14 protein-coding genes are annotated in these 15075 nt (G+C 66.0%); 6 read left to right on the forward strand and 8 right to left on the reverse strand.

Annotation, left to right across the window (positions count from 1 at the left end; genetic code table 11):
- Window positions 1–24 precede the first annotated feature (24 nt).
- The 4 genes from C1I95_RS10905 to C1I95_RS10920 form a co-directional block, all read right to left on the reverse strand.
- Entirely contained in the window at window positions 25–1677 is a 1653-nt protein-coding gene (locus C1I95_RS10905) for a helicase-related protein (RefSeq protein ID WP_111213680.1), read from the reverse strand.
- Window positions 1674–4001 carry an ATP-binding protein gene (locus C1I95_RS10910; protein ID WP_111213681.1) on the reverse strand — a complete coding sequence of 776 codons (2328 nt, stop codon included), beginning with the start codon at window positions 3999–4001 and terminating at the stop codon, window positions 1674–1676. The genes C1I95_RS10905 and C1I95_RS10910 overlap by 4 nt, the downstream gene beginning before the upstream one ends.
- A 294-nt stretch (window positions 4002–4295) precedes the next feature.
- Window positions 4296–4697, reverse strand: a complete 402-nt coding sequence (locus C1I95_RS10915) for a very short patch repair endonuclease (protein ID WP_111213682.1) — start codon at window positions 4695–4697, stop codon at window positions 4296–4298.
- 392 nt (window positions 4698–5089) lie between these two features.
- Window positions 5090–6397 (reverse strand): DNA cytosine methyltransferase, encoded by a 1308-nt coding sequence (locus tag C1I95_RS10920; RefSeq protein WP_111213683.1) that lies wholly within the window; start codon window positions 6395–6397, stop codon window positions 5090–5092.
- Window positions 6398–6548: 151 nt separating this feature from the next.
- Between C1I95_RS10920 and C1I95_RS10925 the strand changes: the two genes are divergently transcribed.
- Window positions 6549–6971 carry a DUF4259 domain-containing protein gene (locus C1I95_RS10925; protein WP_111213684.1) on the forward strand — a complete coding sequence of 141 codons (423 nt, stop codon included), beginning with the start codon at window positions 6549–6551 and terminating at the stop codon, window positions 6969–6971.
- 527 nt (window positions 6972–7498) lie between these two features.
- On the opposite strand, the gene C1I95_RS37215 is transcribed toward C1I95_RS10925, so the two are convergent.
- Entirely contained in the window at window positions 7499–8359 is an 861-nt protein-coding gene (locus C1I95_RS37215; RefSeq protein ID WP_369122536.1) for an Eco29kI family restriction endonuclease, read from the reverse strand.
- A gap of 367 nt (window positions 8360–8726) precedes the next feature.
- On the opposite strand from C1I95_RS37215, the gene C1I95_RS10935 reads away from it, so the two are divergent.
- The 5 genes from C1I95_RS10935 to C1I95_RS10955 all read left to right on the forward strand — a co-directional run bounded on the left by C1I95_RS10935 (window position 8727) and on the right by C1I95_RS10955 (window position 12566).
- Complete coding sequence (locus C1I95_RS10935) at window positions 8727–9737, forward strand: MFS transporter (protein WP_199523692.1); 1011 nt, start codon at window positions 8727–8729, stop codon at window positions 9735–9737.
- Between the two features lie 224 nt (window positions 9738–9961).
- A complete protein-coding gene (locus tag C1I95_RS10940; protein ID WP_111213686.1) occupies window positions 9962–10534 on the forward strand; it encodes a hypothetical protein in 573 nt (190 codons plus the stop codon).
- A 228-nt stretch (window positions 10535–10762) separates the two neighbouring features.
- Window positions 10763–11149 carry a hypothetical protein gene (locus C1I95_RS10945; protein WP_199523693.1) on the forward strand — a complete coding sequence of 129 codons (387 nt, stop codon included), beginning with the start codon at window positions 10763–10765 and terminating at the stop codon, window positions 11147–11149.
- A gap of 83 nt (window positions 11150–11232) precedes the next feature.
- Window positions 11233–12072, forward strand: a complete 840-nt coding sequence (locus C1I95_RS10950; protein WP_111213687.1) for an IS5 family transposase — start codon at window positions 11233–11235, stop codon at window positions 12070–12072.
- 155 nt (window positions 12073–12227) lie between these two features.
- Entirely contained in the window at window positions 12228–12566 is a 339-nt protein-coding gene (locus tag C1I95_RS10955) for a hypothetical protein (protein ID WP_146605692.1), read from the forward strand.
- A gap of 62 nt (window positions 12567–12628) precedes the next feature.
- Here C1I95_RS10955 and C1I95_RS10960 read toward each other — a convergent pair whose 3' ends face one another.
- From C1I95_RS10960 to C1I95_RS10970, 3 genes are all read right to left on the reverse strand, one after another.
- Window positions 12629–13189, reverse strand: coding sequence for a hypothetical protein (locus tag C1I95_RS10960; RefSeq protein WP_111213689.1), 561 nt, complete (start codon window positions 13187–13189; stop codon window positions 12629–12631).
- Between the two features lie 15 nt (window positions 13190–13204).
- Window positions 13205–14137, reverse strand: a complete 933-nt coding sequence (locus tag C1I95_RS10965; RefSeq protein ID WP_146605693.1) for a hypothetical protein — start codon at window positions 14135–14137, stop codon at window positions 13205–13207.
- Window positions 14138–14436: 299 nt separating this feature from the next.
- Window positions 14437–15075, reverse strand: a 639-nt coding sequence (locus C1I95_RS10970) for a site-specific integrase (protein WP_146605694.1), incomplete at its 5' end; no start/stop codon positions are given.

Raw genomic sequence — 15075 nt, forward strand, 5'->3', positions numbered from 1 at the left:
GTACCTGGGGTGGAAGCGCCGCCATCAGATTCCTCCAATGGGTGGGAACTCGAGGCGTACGCTGTCGTCGGCGCCACCCAGATCCCCGACGTCGGCCATCCACTGTTCCAGCAGGTCCCGCACGCGCAGGTCCTCGAAGACGAACTGATTGCGCCCGACCGATACCTGTTCGATCTCGGCCTCGGACACCTGTTCGCGCATGTCGTAGACCTCGGCGAGGCGCCTGATGTCGCTGACGAAGTCGAGAACTTCCACGCGGCTCTTGCCCTTCGATAGGCGTAGGCCTCGCCCGAGTTGCTGCACGAAGATCCGTCGGCTGTGGGTGACCCGGGTGAAGCACAGGATGTTGACGTCGGGGACGTCGACGCCCTCGTTGAGGATGTCCACGGCTACCAGGATCGGTACCTCGCCGGAGCGGAAGCCCAAGAGCCGCTTGCGTCGTTCTCTGGTCTTCAGGTTCGCGTGCAGCGTCGCCGCCCGCTCCCATCCGGGACGCAACGCGATCAAGTCGCGCATCCGCTCCGCGTGCTCGATCGTCTGGCAGAAGATGATGGCTCGGGGGTTCGGCGTCTGGTCCCAGATTTTCTCGATGTGCCCTTTGACGGCGTCGTCCCGCTCGGGGATGAACAGACGCTTGTTCAGGTCTTTGATGGTGTAGCCGTGCTCGGATGCCTCACGTACGAAGTCCCAGTCGATGTTGTCGGCGAAGACGCTGTACTTGACGTCGGCCAGGTAGCCGAGGTTCATGCCCTGCGAGATGGACACCCGGACGACCGGGTTTCCGAACGTCCGCTCGATGTCGTACTTGTCGCCACGCCACGGCGTTGCGGTCACCCCGAGCCGCTTTGCCTCGGGCAAACGTTCGAGCAGCGAGGCGTAGTTGCCGGTTTCGCCGACGTGGTGGGCCTCGTCCACGATGACGAGGCCGGGCGAATAGCCGGACTCGACGTAGCTGCGGGCCGTCGGAGCGACGCCGAAGGTCACGCCGGGCAAGGCGTGTGGCTTCGAGTCACCGTGGAGGAGCCGCGTGGGGACCTGTTTGGGGATGTCACGCCACATGGCGCGTTCCAGCTGCTCCACAAGATCGATCATGTGTGCGGTGACCAGCACGCGCGCGCCCGGGTTGGCCAGCAGGAAGCGTCTCAGTACTCGACCGGCGACGACGGTCTTGCCGAGGCCGGTGGCCAGGTATACCAGAGCCTGGCCGACGTCGGTGAGGGCCTCCCACGTGGCCTCCACCGCGCGGTCCTGGTACAGATGCAGGTCGAACGGTTTGACGTTGTCGGGGGCGCGGTCATAGACGGTCGCGAGTCGGCGTCCATCCCATAGGCTGATGTTGATTCCGACGTCGCGCAACGCCTGAACGCGCTCATGGGCTTTTCGGGTGAAAGCCCTGTTCGTCACGACCACCGCGCGGTAGATGCCGTAGTGGCGCATCGCCGTGTGGGCCTCGTCCACGGCGTCGTAGTCGACTGACCCCGACTTCTTCCACTTGGCCTGGAAGACCCAGTCCTGCCCCTTGAGGCGAGCGATGATGTCGGCGCCCTTGTCACCTGGGCCGTCGACGTTGACGACCTCGGTGAACGCGATGAGACCAAGCAGTCGTTCGAGCTGCCGCGTGAAGCCCTTCGGCCCCTCGTCGACCAGGAACGCCGGGTCGAGAAACGAGTTCGTCATATCGTGACGATCTCGTCGTCGAGGAGATCAGCGGTCAGCAGCAGCCGAGACAGCTCCAGCGTCTTACGTATGGGCGCTCCCGCGACCATCCTTCGCAGGTCGGCCAGCAGTGCTGCGATCCGGGAGATCTGGTCCGCCTGGGTGTCCTCGCTGAGGGAGGCGTAGGTGGTCCGGAACAAGGCGGCGTCGAGCACCAGGGCGGGACTGTTGGTCACCAGGTCGTAGACGCCTTCCGCGCTGAGATAGCGCGCGAACTCCCCATTTTCGACCGCGCCGCTCCAGTCGACGTCGGGCGTGATGCTCACCGCGATCGCCTCGGCGGCTCGCCTGGCTTCGGCGGACAGGGCGCTCCAGTAAGCGTGTGGACTCTTCGGCGCGAGATGGGCGAGGCGCTCGCGCATGTTCTCGAGCAGGGCGTCGCCGCGAGCCCGTACAGCGGCGGCGTCAACCCGGCGGTCGGGGAATTGCTCGAGGATCGAGGTCACCAGATTGTCGAAGGATCCGTCGACGGAGTAGACGTTTTTGAGTCGTGGCGCGCAGCAGACCAGGGCGAGGTTCAACGGTGACCATCCGTACTGGCGGATGAGTGTCGCCTCGGCGTCGACGTAGATCTCGATCTCGCCGGCGACGATCCGAATGGCGGACGGCTGTCTCTGGCCGTCCATGCTCAGTTCGACTCCAGACGTGACGTAAACACGCAGAACGGGCTGCGCGTTGCCGATGCGCACCTCCCGGTCCGTGTCCGGCAAGAGCGTCGCGGCGGATCGCCACCGCGCGAACCGCTCTTCCTCGGTCTCCGGTGTGATCGGTTCCGGCTCATCGGCCGGCTCGTCCCTTTCCCCGCCGAGGTGACCGAGGCCTTCGTCGTCAAGCCAGTCGTCATCGTCCGCCGCCGCCGGCAGCGGCGGACCGGGCGGCGGACCGTTCTTGATCCTTTCGTGCGTCTCGATGGCCTCGTACCACTTCTCATCGGTGAGGTACTCGGGATCGTTGGCGCGGAATTTGCTCGCCCAGCCCTTGGCGGTCTCATGGATCGAGGTGGTGCCGTTACCCGGCACGAGGTAACGAACTCCCGGCTTGTTCTCGCGGTAGGCGTTGAAGAAGCGGCTCAACGGAGATGCGTTCTCGCGTCCGACCAGACGCATGGCGATCTGCGGCCGGAGAGGCTCCGGCCCGCGGATCTTCTCGACCATGAAACGCCATTCGTGTGATGAGGTATCGAAGTTGTTCTTCCGCACGTTTACCGGCGCGTGGTCGAGATGGATCTCGCCGACGATCCGTCCCATCCCGAGCTCCACCGGATACTCCAGCTCAAAGTCACCGTCCGGGGTCTCCCAACTGAACAGGGACTTGTCCTGGTACGTGATCGCCCGGCCGTGGCGCAGGAATGTCAGTCCGAAGTCGGACTTGTCGGCGTACCGCTGGATGCCGAGCCAGCCCCAGATCCGCCGTTCCCGCTCCTCGATGTCGGTACTCTCGCAGTCGACGCACTCCTCGTGGGCCAAGCTGTACCAGCGGCCGCAGTTCATGCAGGCGTACGCGTTGGTGAGCGGAATGTTGATCCTGATGCCGGCGTGGACGTCCGAGCCCTTATAGGGCACGGAACGGCTTGGGTCCCAGACGCATGGAAGGTGGGGCGCGACCGCGCGACCGTTGACGTACAGGCGCTGATTGGCCCCACCCATAAGCTCGGCGCCCGAGTGGCCAGCCTGTGGATCCCGCAGCATGTACGTGTACACGCGCCCCAAGAGGCTCATCGTCTCCTTGATCGCGCGGGTGGATTTCAGCCGAGTCACCATGTCTTCGCGAAGTTTGGTCACGGTGACCAGCGTGCCGTGCTCTTCACGCGACTTGTCCTCGTAACGCAACGGGACCTGATAGGTGGACTCGCGCTGCATCGCCCTGAGATCGATCGTCGCGATCACCCACTGATCGTCACCCCGACACCCGGTCCTGACCTCGGTGACGGCTCCGAGACGCGCCGTGGCGATGTTGAACCCCATGCCGAACAGGCCGAGACTGCCAAAGCGCTGCTTGCCTGAGGTGCCGGCGCTAAGCGCCCGCTGCAGCCGCTCGGGCGACATGCCCCGACCGTTGTCGCCCACCGTAATGACCGATGACTTACCGGCCGCGCCGGAGGTCGGCAGCGTGATGTCGATCCGAGGCTCCAGCGATCGGTCTCGCATAGAGGCTTCGATCAGCTCGTCCAACGAGTTGTCGATCAACTCCCCGAGGCACTGATGAAGCTGCAGGTCGACCTCGGCGATCATCTCCAAGATTCGTGGCGACGGCGTGAGGTTGAGGCTGCTGAGCCGAGCGGTCATCGGTCGCTAATCTCCCGAGTCAACGAGTTGTGGACGCTGCCGGCGATGAATCGCTCGAGAAGCGCGGGGACCGTGTGGCCGACGTGGCGGGCGTCCTCTGCCCACGGATCGTGGAACTCGAAGTCTAGATCTAGATGTCAACGCCACCCCAAACCTTGGCTCTGGCACACGGCCGTCGCCGCCCTCTGGCCGCAATCCGGCGACCTACTCCTCATCCCGGGCCGGACGACATGATGTCCTGCCCCGCCGCGTCGGTAGGTACATCGGTGCCGACCACAGCGTGTCGCCCGTACCTCAGGCCGGTCGTGCGGCCCGCCGCTCATGCGATGCTCGGCGGACGATCTGACCGATGCGTTCGGCTGCGTCAACGGGGTCCTCATGTTCCCAAGCTCGGACTACAACCCATCCGGCATCGGCGAGCAGTCGGTCCGTTTCCCGGTCTCGGGCGCGGTTCCCGTCGATCTTCTCGCGCCAGAACTGATCATTGGCTCGAGCGGGACGGTAGTGGTCGGGGCATCCGTGCCAGTAGCAGCCGTCCACGAACACCGCGACACGAGCGGTGGGAAACACGATGTCGGCGGTGCGTCGCAGCGTGGGTAGTGGGCGAGCGTTGACCCGGTATCGCAGGCCCGCCTTGTGGAGCAGAGTACGAATTCGCCGTTCTGGGCCGGTGTCGCGGCCCTTGTTGGCACGCATCACCGCTCTTACCGCCGGGCTCTTCGCCCATGAGGTCTGGGCGGTGTCCGGTGCCACGAGGAACCCCCGCGCCCACGCGAGTCGCCATCCCTCAGCGAGATTCTCCGCCCGGCTGGCGTGTTCGACCGGCCCAAGGTAGCGGGCGGGTGAGCGACCACGATCCGACCAACGCAGGTAGGCGCGAATTCGCCGCGTGCGCGGTAGCAGTTTGAGTTCGACGGAGGCTCGTGCCCGGCGTCCGTCGCCGAGGTCGACCCACCGGCGGTCCGCTCCGCCCGCGGCTCGGTCCTGCTCGGCCGCGGCCGCTCGGCGGCTACGGCCGTTTCGTCCCTTCCACGCCCTCGGCTCTGGTGGTTTGTCCGCCCAGTGCTGTTCGGTCGGCGCCGATGGCGTCACGGCTGGCTCTCGGCCTCGTCAAGGGCTGTGGCGATGGCTCGGGCGAAGAACTCGCCGAGCATGACGGGGACGGCGTTGCCGAGTTGGCGCATCTGCTCACCGCGGGGGCCGGCGAGCTTCCAGGTGTCGGGGAAGGTCATGACTCGCGCTGTCTCGCGTACGGTCATGTAGCGGTGGCGGTAGGGATAGGCAGCCCGCTCGACGGGTTCGGGTAGTGGGTCGTCGGTCAGGAGAACGGACTCCCCGCCGGGCACCCCATGTACTCCGGCTTTGACCGTCTTGGCTGGTCGGTCGAGTTCGTTCGGAGTGTGGCCCGCGTAGATACGCGCGTCCGGCCAGCCGATGTGGTCGGTGACGCCACCGAGGTGGTACTCCCGTCGGTCGAGTCGGTCCCACGGCACCTGGGGAAGGCGGGATTGATCGTCGAGTCCTTTGATGGCGTCGCGCAGGGTGCGCCATGGAAGCGTGTCGTCGTCAGCCTTGGGTGGTGTGTCCGGCAGTCGGGACATGACGCGTCGACGCACATGGGCGGGGACGCCCCGATGCCGCTTCCAGTAGGAGCCGTCCAGCATCGATCGGATCAGCGCCGCTTCGGAGTATCGCGGGCGCACGGCCTCCTTGAAGCGGTTGATATCGACGCCGAGGTCGGACCTGAACGCCACGATGATGATCCTGTTGCGGACCTGGGGGACGCCGTAGTCGGCGGCGTTGACCCGCGTGGTGACGACCTCGTACCGCCGCTTCGGGTCCGTCGGCGCCTCGTCGAGTCGCTTCCGTAGCACCTCGTCGTGCTCGCGCCACGTGGTGTCGTCGTCGCGTTCCTCGAACGGCAGACACAGCTCACGCTCGATGTAGTCGAAGTAGGGCTTAAAGGACGGACGCAACAGGCCGCGCACGTTCTCGCAGATGACGGCCTTGGGCTGGAGCTGGCGGATGGCGCGGAACATCTCCGGGAACATGTTGCGCTTGTCCTCGTCGCCCTTGGCGACGCCACCGAGGCTGAAGGGCTGACAGGGCGGCCCCCCGGCGAGCAGGTCAACGCGGTCCCACAAGTAGTTGAAATCGACGTCGCGTACGTCTCCCTCGACCAGGGGCCACCGCTCACCAGGTGAGGGGATATGTTCGGTCTCGCCCCGTGGGGTGGCCGCGTTCGCCTTGAGGGTCTCGCACGCGTACTTGACGAGCTCGTTGACCAGAAGAGGGCGAAAGCCGGCGCGATGGACGGCCATCGCCAAACCGCCGCCACCCGCGAAGAGCTCCACCGAGGTGCGGTCCCTGATTGGCTTCTCTGGCGGCTCAGACACGACCGGATCGTACCGCGGAGTTGTCGATCATGGGTATAGGCTCTGGGCGCGTCGCCGTTCTACCCGGCACGGTGTGGGCGAACGAACGGCCGATCCCGCACGTGGTCGACGCCGTGAGTGTGGTGTGGTTACGCGGGGCAAGGGAGGTGCGATGGCGGTCTGGCATCTCGGTCCGTTCGACAACGACGACGCGGTCGAGTGGTGCGGCGCCCTGGAGGCCAGCGCACCCGAACAACGCACCGAGTATCTGCGGCAGGCCCTCGCGGCGGCCGCGGCACGGGGACCGAAGCCGACCGCAGGCGAGGCCGCTCGAGCGGTCGCCGCCGCCGCGACCGCGCTCCAGTCGCTCACCGGCACGCCGACCTCGAACTCGGCCTACGCCCCGTGGTTCCTCGGACGAGGAGACATCCAGGTCAGCCCGTCGCTGCTGGACTTGGCGGCGCGGGCCCTCGATGTGGTGCTCGCCGACGGCTCGGCCTGGCGCCAGCGGTGGGCCGGCGACGTCGAGGAGGAAGAGGCCCTCGCTGTCGTCGAGGACCTGCGACGCCGACTCGCGTCAGCGACCATGCCGTAGGACGAGCTGATGTGCCGCGGCATTTGGTGGGTTGTCCGTGTTCAGAACAACCGACCCGGTGGCAATTGCCGGCCTCGACGGATGCTTCGTCCTTCTCGGCGGCGGTGAAGTCGCTGGGAGCTTACCGGGGCCGTCGAGGGGAAAGCAGCATGATCACGTTCCGCGTCGCAAATGGCAGGACTTGGCTCAGATGACCCGCACCCCACGCCGACCCGACTCTCCGACTTCTGAATATCCGCCAGACCATTGGCGCGCTGATCATCGGATGTGGCGTATTCCGAGGCGATTCGCCTTCTTTCGCGGGTAGTCGCACTGTCGCCATGCCTGCCCAGGCAACAATAGATCGTCCTCTCATTGTTCCCGTTGAGCCATGAGACGACGTCTTACGCGTCCGCGGCGGCGGAACGGCAGAAGCGAGTGGAACTCGCCAGACTCGCGGAAATTGACGCCTCGGGATGGGCTGGCGCCGACCCATCCTCAGGGTCGGCGAGTTTCCGAAAGGTTGGATGACAGGGTAGGCTGCCGACTCAGCATGACCGAGACGAGGGGCCGAGCATGTGGGCCCGCCAGGGGAGCAGATGGCAACTGGCGACTTGTCTCGCTACGCGCTGGCGTACCGCTGTCCTTAGGGCCTCCGGGTCATGAGGTTCGGCCCCGAACGACCGTCGCCGCCCGGGGTGAACTGTATCCCACCGGCTCCTGGCGCTGCTTCTCGTGGTCGACCCCTGCTCATTGCTGCCAAAGCCAGTGAGTTCGCTGTTCCATACCGGCTGAAAGCCGACGCGTAGCCCATTCTCGCCAAGATCACAGTGTACATCCGGAGTGCGGAGAATCCTGATCCCAAACTGCTCAAGTCGGAGGCTTTCGACTTCGCCTATTGACTTGCGGTGCTGCCCCACTCGTAACCAGAGTGGATGGGAAGTTTTCGCCGGCTTCCCGGTGGCGCTGCTGTGAGAATGTGATTTACCGACGTATACGGGAATGTCGAAGGGGATAAGCGGGTCGTATAGATCCGACCCCTCTGCGATGCAGTAGATCGCGTAGAGGCCCGAGCCCTCGAAGAATGGCAACTCGTTGATCAGTGGTCGGGTGCGCTCACGCTCAAAGCGTTCACAGATCGTGTTGGTTAGATCTGTTGTAGACAGCGGGTCGAAGTAGGCCGGCTCAGCGGAGGGCATCTCTTGAGGGTATCGAACTACGATGTCTGCGTCCCGCCGGCAACGCCACCACCTGAGTCTTAACCGTGGCACGAGTGTCAGTATTGCCCGCTCTGTCCTCCTGCGCTCGGGCCGCCCGAGCCGGACCGCAGTGCGTCGGATGTCCCACACAAGCGTACTGCGGTCGATACGAGATCCTACGTAGCCGCAACGGGACACCGCTGGCATCATCGACGAGCCGCGACGTGCGATGGTGGGGTTGCCCTGTAGATCAGCTTTGGCTTAGAGGTCGCGCGGATAGGCGCTGACGCTTGCACGGGGCCACAGGTGCCTGCTGCTAGCATTTGCCGCATGTCAGGCGCTTCGTGCTCGGCCGCTTGCGCGGCAGTGACCAGGACGTCCCGCTAGCGGCGGGACGTCCGGCTCACAGCAACACCTCACCTGGAACGTCCATCCGCTTCGTGATCAGTCCGGAGCGGCCCTTTGTGCTGCTCGGTAACTCTTCGGAGCGACGGAGCAATCGATGCTTTCAGGCACTTCCTCTTCTTTTCGCGGGCAGAGTCCCGCCCCTGTGCGCGCATGGCTCGTGCTGTGCGCGATGTCCATGCTGCAGTTCTTCATCGCCGTCGACGTGACCGTGGTCAACATCGCGCTGCCCTCGATCGGCGGGGACTTTGGCGTCGACGGCCACTCGCTGACGTGGGTCGTGGTCGGCTACACCATCACCGGTGGTGGGCTGCTGATGCTCGGCGGCCGGCTCGGTGACCTGCTGGGCCGCCGCCGCACCCTGTTGGTCGGCACGGCCCTGTTCGGCGCGGCCTCCCTGCTGGCGGGCCTGGCCCCCTCGTTTTCGGTCCTGGTGGCCGCGCGCCTGCTCCAGGGAGCGTGCGAGGCCCTCGCGCTTCCCGCGGCGATGGCGACCATCGTGCTGCTCTTCCCTGAGGGCCCGTGCCGGTCGCGCGCCCTGAGCGTGTGGGCCGCCGTGGCCAGCTGCGGCCTGGTGTTCGGGTTCGCCCTCTCGGGGATCATCACCGCCCACCTGGGCTGGCGCTGGGTCTTCCTGATCTCGGTGCCGTTCATCCTGGTCGTGGCCGTGGCCGCGCTCCTCCTGGTCCCGGCCGACCGGCCGACCTCGCGGGAGCGGGTCCGCCTGGACCTGCCGGGCGCGGTCCTGCTGACCGCGTGCCCGCTGCTGTTCGTCTACGCCGCCGTCGAGGCGGGCGAGCCCGCAACCAGCCTGAGGGTGAGCCTGGCTGCACTGGTTGGTGCAGCGGCGGCCGCTGTCGGGTTCGTGCGGGTCGAGTCGAGGTCGCCGAATCCGCTGGTTCCGCTGGCCTTCTTCGCCGACCGGGCCCGGGTGCGTGCGAACCTGACGACGATGCTGCTCAGCGGCGCGCTGTCGACCTCGTTCCTGCTGTTCACCTTCTACCTGCAGGACAGGCTCGGCATCGGTCCGCTGGGGGCCGGTCTCACGATGCTGCCGCTGGCGGTGGCGCTGATCGCGGCCTCGGTGCTCGTGCCCCGGCTGCTGTCGGCGTACAGGCACCAGTGCAGAGCAACGTACGCCTGGACGTACATAGCGATGATCGGCGTCCGAGAGCGCGAGTGAGCCAAACGACGTCGGGACGCGAACGACTCAGTAATCACGTTGGGTGACGGCGGACTGTTCCTGGCGGCGTCCGGATCTGCCGATGAGCGCGTACGTAGTCAAAGCTGAAGGAAACAGGCCAGACCCTTCGGCGGGCGTCCCAGCCCGTGTCAGGTGCCGTACTCCCCGTGAATGCGGAGGGCTGGGAAACTATCGGTGCGCTGCTATGACTACAGTGCGCGCCCATGGGACACGTCTTGGCCCGCCTCGCCGGTTACGGCGTGGTGCTGGTGCCGTATTGGCCATACACGTTCGAACGTTCCGACGCCGCATCCGACGCTGTGGTTGTAACGAACTGGCGGGCGGACGGCCCGGCAAAGGCGCTCGTCGACCCAGCGGACGCGTACTCCGCACCCGGCATCGTCGACGTGGAGCCCGGCCCGGACCATCCGTTCTGGGTCATCGAGACCAGCAGCTTCAGTGCGGTCTGGCCGTCCGGTTTCAGCGTCGAGTCGACCGTCGCCCCATACTGCCTCGTCGGGGAACACGATGCGTCGATCTCCGTGCAGGGCCCGGTGTACATCGCCGACCCGGATGTGATGATCGCCCCGGGCCAGACGGTTGTCGCCCGCCGCAAGATGGGCCGTGACGTGCAGGTCATCGAGCTGGCGTACGAGCACGAGGGCGAACCGTGGTGGCAGGGCGTGTACCTGTACCCGCGCAAGGGTGGCCGCGTACTCGTCTTCACCGCGCAATCCCGCGAGCCAGGCATCGCCGCCGCCCGCCACGGCGTGGAGTGGATGCTGGCCCTAGCCTGAGACGGGACGGCACAGCTCTGCGGGCGCACGCACATGCCGCGATCCGGGCGTCGGCCGACTGCGTGCTGGTAACTGAGCGTAGGCGTTTGGCACGGAGGCTGGTGGGCCGATGTCCAGTGTCACGCTGTTTCTCGGGGCGGGCGGATCTTTGTACGTCAGCGCGTACCTGACTCTGTAGCGGAATCCGTACGCCGACAGCTGCTGGAACGCTGGGGCGCACGTGCGTGCGTGCTGACCGGGCTCGCGGCTGCTGCAGGTGCGATGGCAGTGGTCGCGCTCGTGGCCGTTATGGGTGGCGGGGCAGCGTGGCTGCTTCCGGCGATGCTGCTGATCGCAGCAGGCATGGGCTTCGGGCTCGTGGGGCTGCAGTACATCGCTGTCAGCGGGGCCACTGACGAGGACGCCGGGATCGCCTCCGGGGTCCAGCGAGCAGCCGACCAGCTCGGAGGAGCAGCCGGCGTAGCCATCTACGTGGGTGTCGGGTTCGCCCCGGCCCTGCATGCCGGCGACCCGTTCCTGATCGCCGCGGCCCTCGCCGTCACCGGGCTGATCGTCGGCGCAGCGGTCATCAGCGGCTCCCCGGCCGCCGCGATGGCGCAGCCGCAGGCCGAGTAGCAGCGCAGCCGCCCCGCCGCAGCCCGACGGCTGCGGCGCGGCGGCCTGCCCCTTCGCTCTGCCGACGACGATCAGAAGACCGCATGCCCGTCCTGCCCACCTTCATTACCGACCCTTTGTGGGAGCAGTTCCAGGCGCTGCTTCCCGAACGGAACATCACCCACCCGCTGGGCTGCCACCGGCCCCGCATCCCGGACCGGGTCGTCTTCGATAAGCTCCTGGCCCGCCTCGTCCTGGGCGGCACCTATCAGCAGCACGCTGACGAGTCCTGCTCGGCCACCACGATGCGCGCCCGGCGCGACGAATGGATCCGCGCCGGCGTCTTCGAGCAGCTCCACCACCTGGCCCTGGAGGCCTACGACCAGGCCGTCGGTCTCGACCTGCACGATCTCGTGGTCGACGGGTGCATCGTCAAAGCACCGTGCGGAGGAGAGAACACGGGCCGCAGCCCTGTCGACCGCGGCAAGTCAGGCCTCAAGAGATCGGTGCTCGTGGACGGTGGCGGTATTCCGGTCGGATGGGTCCTGGCCGGGGCCAACCGGAACGACTCCCCGCTCCTGCGTCCCACGCTCGAGACTCTCGCCGTGCTCGGGTTCCGGCTGCCGGAGGCCATCACCGTCCATCTCGACGCAGGCTACGACTCGGCCGGGACCCGAGAGTTGCTCGCCGAGCTGGGCTGCACCCCGAACATCACTCCCAGAGGAACCTTCCTGCCTATCAATCGCACTCATCGATGGGTCGTCGAGCGGACCAACTCATGGCACAACCGAGGTTTCGCGACGCTGGCAAAGGTGACTGACCGGCGGGGGATCGTGCAGAATGCATGGGTCGCACTGGCCAGCGCAATCATCATCATCCGCCGCCTGGTCCGCCAGTCCTGGATTCGTTACAGGTGGGACGGTCGCCCTGCCCGGTGCCCTTGACCTACGCCCTATCCGCGCGAGCTCTTACAACATCTTTGTCACTATGTGATCATCGAGCCCCTGCTCGGCCCGACTAGCTCCTAGCTTCTGGTGCGTCACATCCGTGGCCGTCGGCAGCGATGTTGGTAGGAGAAGCCATCCACGAGCCAACTCCGATGTCCACCCGGGCTGATAAGAACCGCCGGGTTGTGCGGCCGGACACCGAGGCGGTGGCGCGGCATCCACCGTGGCCGACGACAGCGGCACTGGCGGACCCGATCCGCCGGGACTTCACCACATCCGCCGGCGATGTCGACACCCGCCGGTGCGGTGACATCACCTACTTCCCCTCAACTAAGGACGGGCGACGGGTGATCGGCTGGGCACCGCAGGCCATCTCCGCACCGAACTGCGCCAAGGCGTTGACCAACGCCGTCAGCGGTGGCCCGCCGTCCCACCCTGATGAGCCGCCCTATCCACAGGTCCGGGCTGGTCCCGCCGGTCGCCGCCCGTAGGCTGGTGCCACCAAGGTCGCCACGGCCGGCTGTAGGTCGAGGAGCTGCTACAACGTTGCACATTACTTTGTGGATGAAGACCAGCGGGAGGAAAGGGGCGCAGGTTCAGGCCGCGGAGCATCGGCAAGGTCACGATCAGCGATGTTGAGGATGCGGTCGAAGATCCAGACCAGCCGCCCGAATCTTACGATCGCCAGTGCTATCGCGAACTCGAACAGGAATCTCGCGTTGAGCGGGTCGCCGTCATGATCAAGGCTCATGGCCAGGAAGGCGACGCCGGCCGACACGCCGGCCATGACCAACAGGCTTCGCCAGTTCTTTCGCAGCTCGCGCCCGTACAGCACCCGTATGGCCCTGGTGCGGTCCCCGCTCGCGGACTGGTAGATGGCTAGCCCAATCGCGGCGAGGCCACCCAACGTGGCAACCACGGCTGCGGACTGAGCGTAGAGATCGGCCCGGCGGTCGGAGTCGAGCCAGATAAGGAAGTCCCCCAATTTCCCCCATGTCACGACAGCTGCGTGGGCTCCCACGATCACGGCGGCGGCAACGAAGTCGAACCCGGGGTGATCCGAGAACCAGTCCCTGACATCGGTGGCCTTGTCGATCATCGAGGGCTTGGACATGGGAGCCTCCTGGTCTCAGTCCTGCACGCCAGCTGCCCTACGCAGTTCGTCCTCATGCTCGGCCGATGCCCCCATTATGACCTGGACGGCCGACAGAATCCGGACCGAATTTCCTTGATCATCAACGGTTGGCACCCTGCGTTTGGCCGTGATGTGGTGCTCAACGAACTCCGAGAGCCGGACGTACTCCCCGCCCTCCGCGTTGGCATAGACGAGGTTGGCCTTCGCGACCTCGGCAGCGTCCGGCATAACGTCGGCCAACTCGCTGAGCTCCTCGCGAAGGACTCTCCGTTCGTCGTCCCTGCCGCCGCCACGCGGGACGCTGATGGTGACGGTGATCTTGACGTCGCCGAAGTCTTGGGCTGCTGTGCGAAGCATCCGGGCGAGCCGACCGTCCTTCTTGCTGAGAGCCTCCGCCTTGTGGGCTCCCAGTCTGATCTCAATCCGGGAGGCTCCGCTCGCGACGGCGAGTCGCTCGACCTCTGCTCTCGTCATCAGGGCCCTGACGAGGATCGGCCTCGTGAAGATCTGAAGGCCGTTGATCCAGTTCTCGAGCGACTTATGCGATGGTGCGGAGACCGAGCCTTGCATTAGCCCGATCACGTTTCCGAACCCGAGGAACGCGATCACGGTGGTGTCGAGGTACCCCTCAGCTGCCCGCAGTTCGAGTTCGCGCCACTCACCCGTCTCCATGTTCATGGTTGAGAGCCACTCGCCCTCGCGTTTGACCTTGTGAAGCAGAAGGTGATCGCCGTCGGTTTCCGACCCGTGGACGGTGCCGACCAGAGTCTGATCCGGGGTGGTATGGGTGCGTTCGTCGAGCTTGGCGTTTCCTACTTCCAGGAGAACGGACTGCCAGTTGCGCTGGTGGACTCGTACTTGGTCGGCGTTCACAAGATCGACGATCTCGTAGAACTGAACCGTCCGCTCCCGCATGGTGGTGGCCAAGGTGAATTCCCTCCGATTCGGTCAACCGGCACCATAGCCCGACGGATCGAAAGATCGACACGGCGGGATCCGAATCGGTCAGAAGGCTGCCGATAAAGTGCACCCTCGGTCAACGCTCGATCCACCGCTCGGGCACCTCGCGCCGCTGGTGCTCGCCGGCTGCGAATCTTGAGAAGCGAGGTTGGTTCACTTCCCTCGGCGTGTCGGTGTGTTTTCGGCGGTGGTCGTTGTAGCCGGCCGAAGGGCCGCTTGTTGCCCGGGGTGGGGTGGTTACCCGGCAGTTGCTTGCGTGGGCTGGGTCAGGCGCTTCTGCGGCGCTTTTTCTTGATTCTTTCGGCGACTGCGTCGGCGGCGTTGTGGTGGAGTTCTTTGGTGACGCTTTGGTAGGTGTCGCGGGTGAGTGTGGTGGTGGTGTGTCCGAGTTGTTCGGATACGACTTTGATGTCGATGCCGGCGTCGAGGGCGATGGTGGCGGCGCCGTGGCGGAGGTCGTGGAGGCGGATGGGTGGTAGTCCGGCTCGCCGGATGAGTTTCCGGAAGCGGTTGGTGACGAGGTTGGGGTGCCAGGGGTGTCCGTTGGGGCGGACGAAGAAGAGGCCGGTGTCGGGCCAGGCGGGTCCGGCCTTGAGCCGTTGGGCGGCGCGGCGGGCGCGGTAGGTGGTGAGGATCGCGGCGGTGTCGGCGTCGAGGGTGAGGTCGCGGTTGCCCGCTTTGCTTTTCGGGGCTTTCTGACGGGTGGTGTGGCCGTGGACGGCGATCTGGTTGTTGATGGTGACCTCTCGTTTGGCGAGTCGGACTTCGGAGTCGCGGAGCCCGCATGCTTCGCCGCGGCGGGCGCCGCGGTAGGCCATGAAGTGGTAGAGGGCGTGTAGGTCGGGGTCGTGTTCGGCGGCGTGGTCGAGGAACTGGGCGAGGAGTTCGGCGGTCCAGACCATGAC

Origin of the sequence: Micromonospora craterilacus (assembly GCF_003236315.1) — a bacterium.
GTDB classification, from domain to species: Bacteria; Actinomycetota; Actinomycetes; order Mycobacteriales; family Micromonosporaceae; genus Micromonospora; species Micromonospora craterilacus.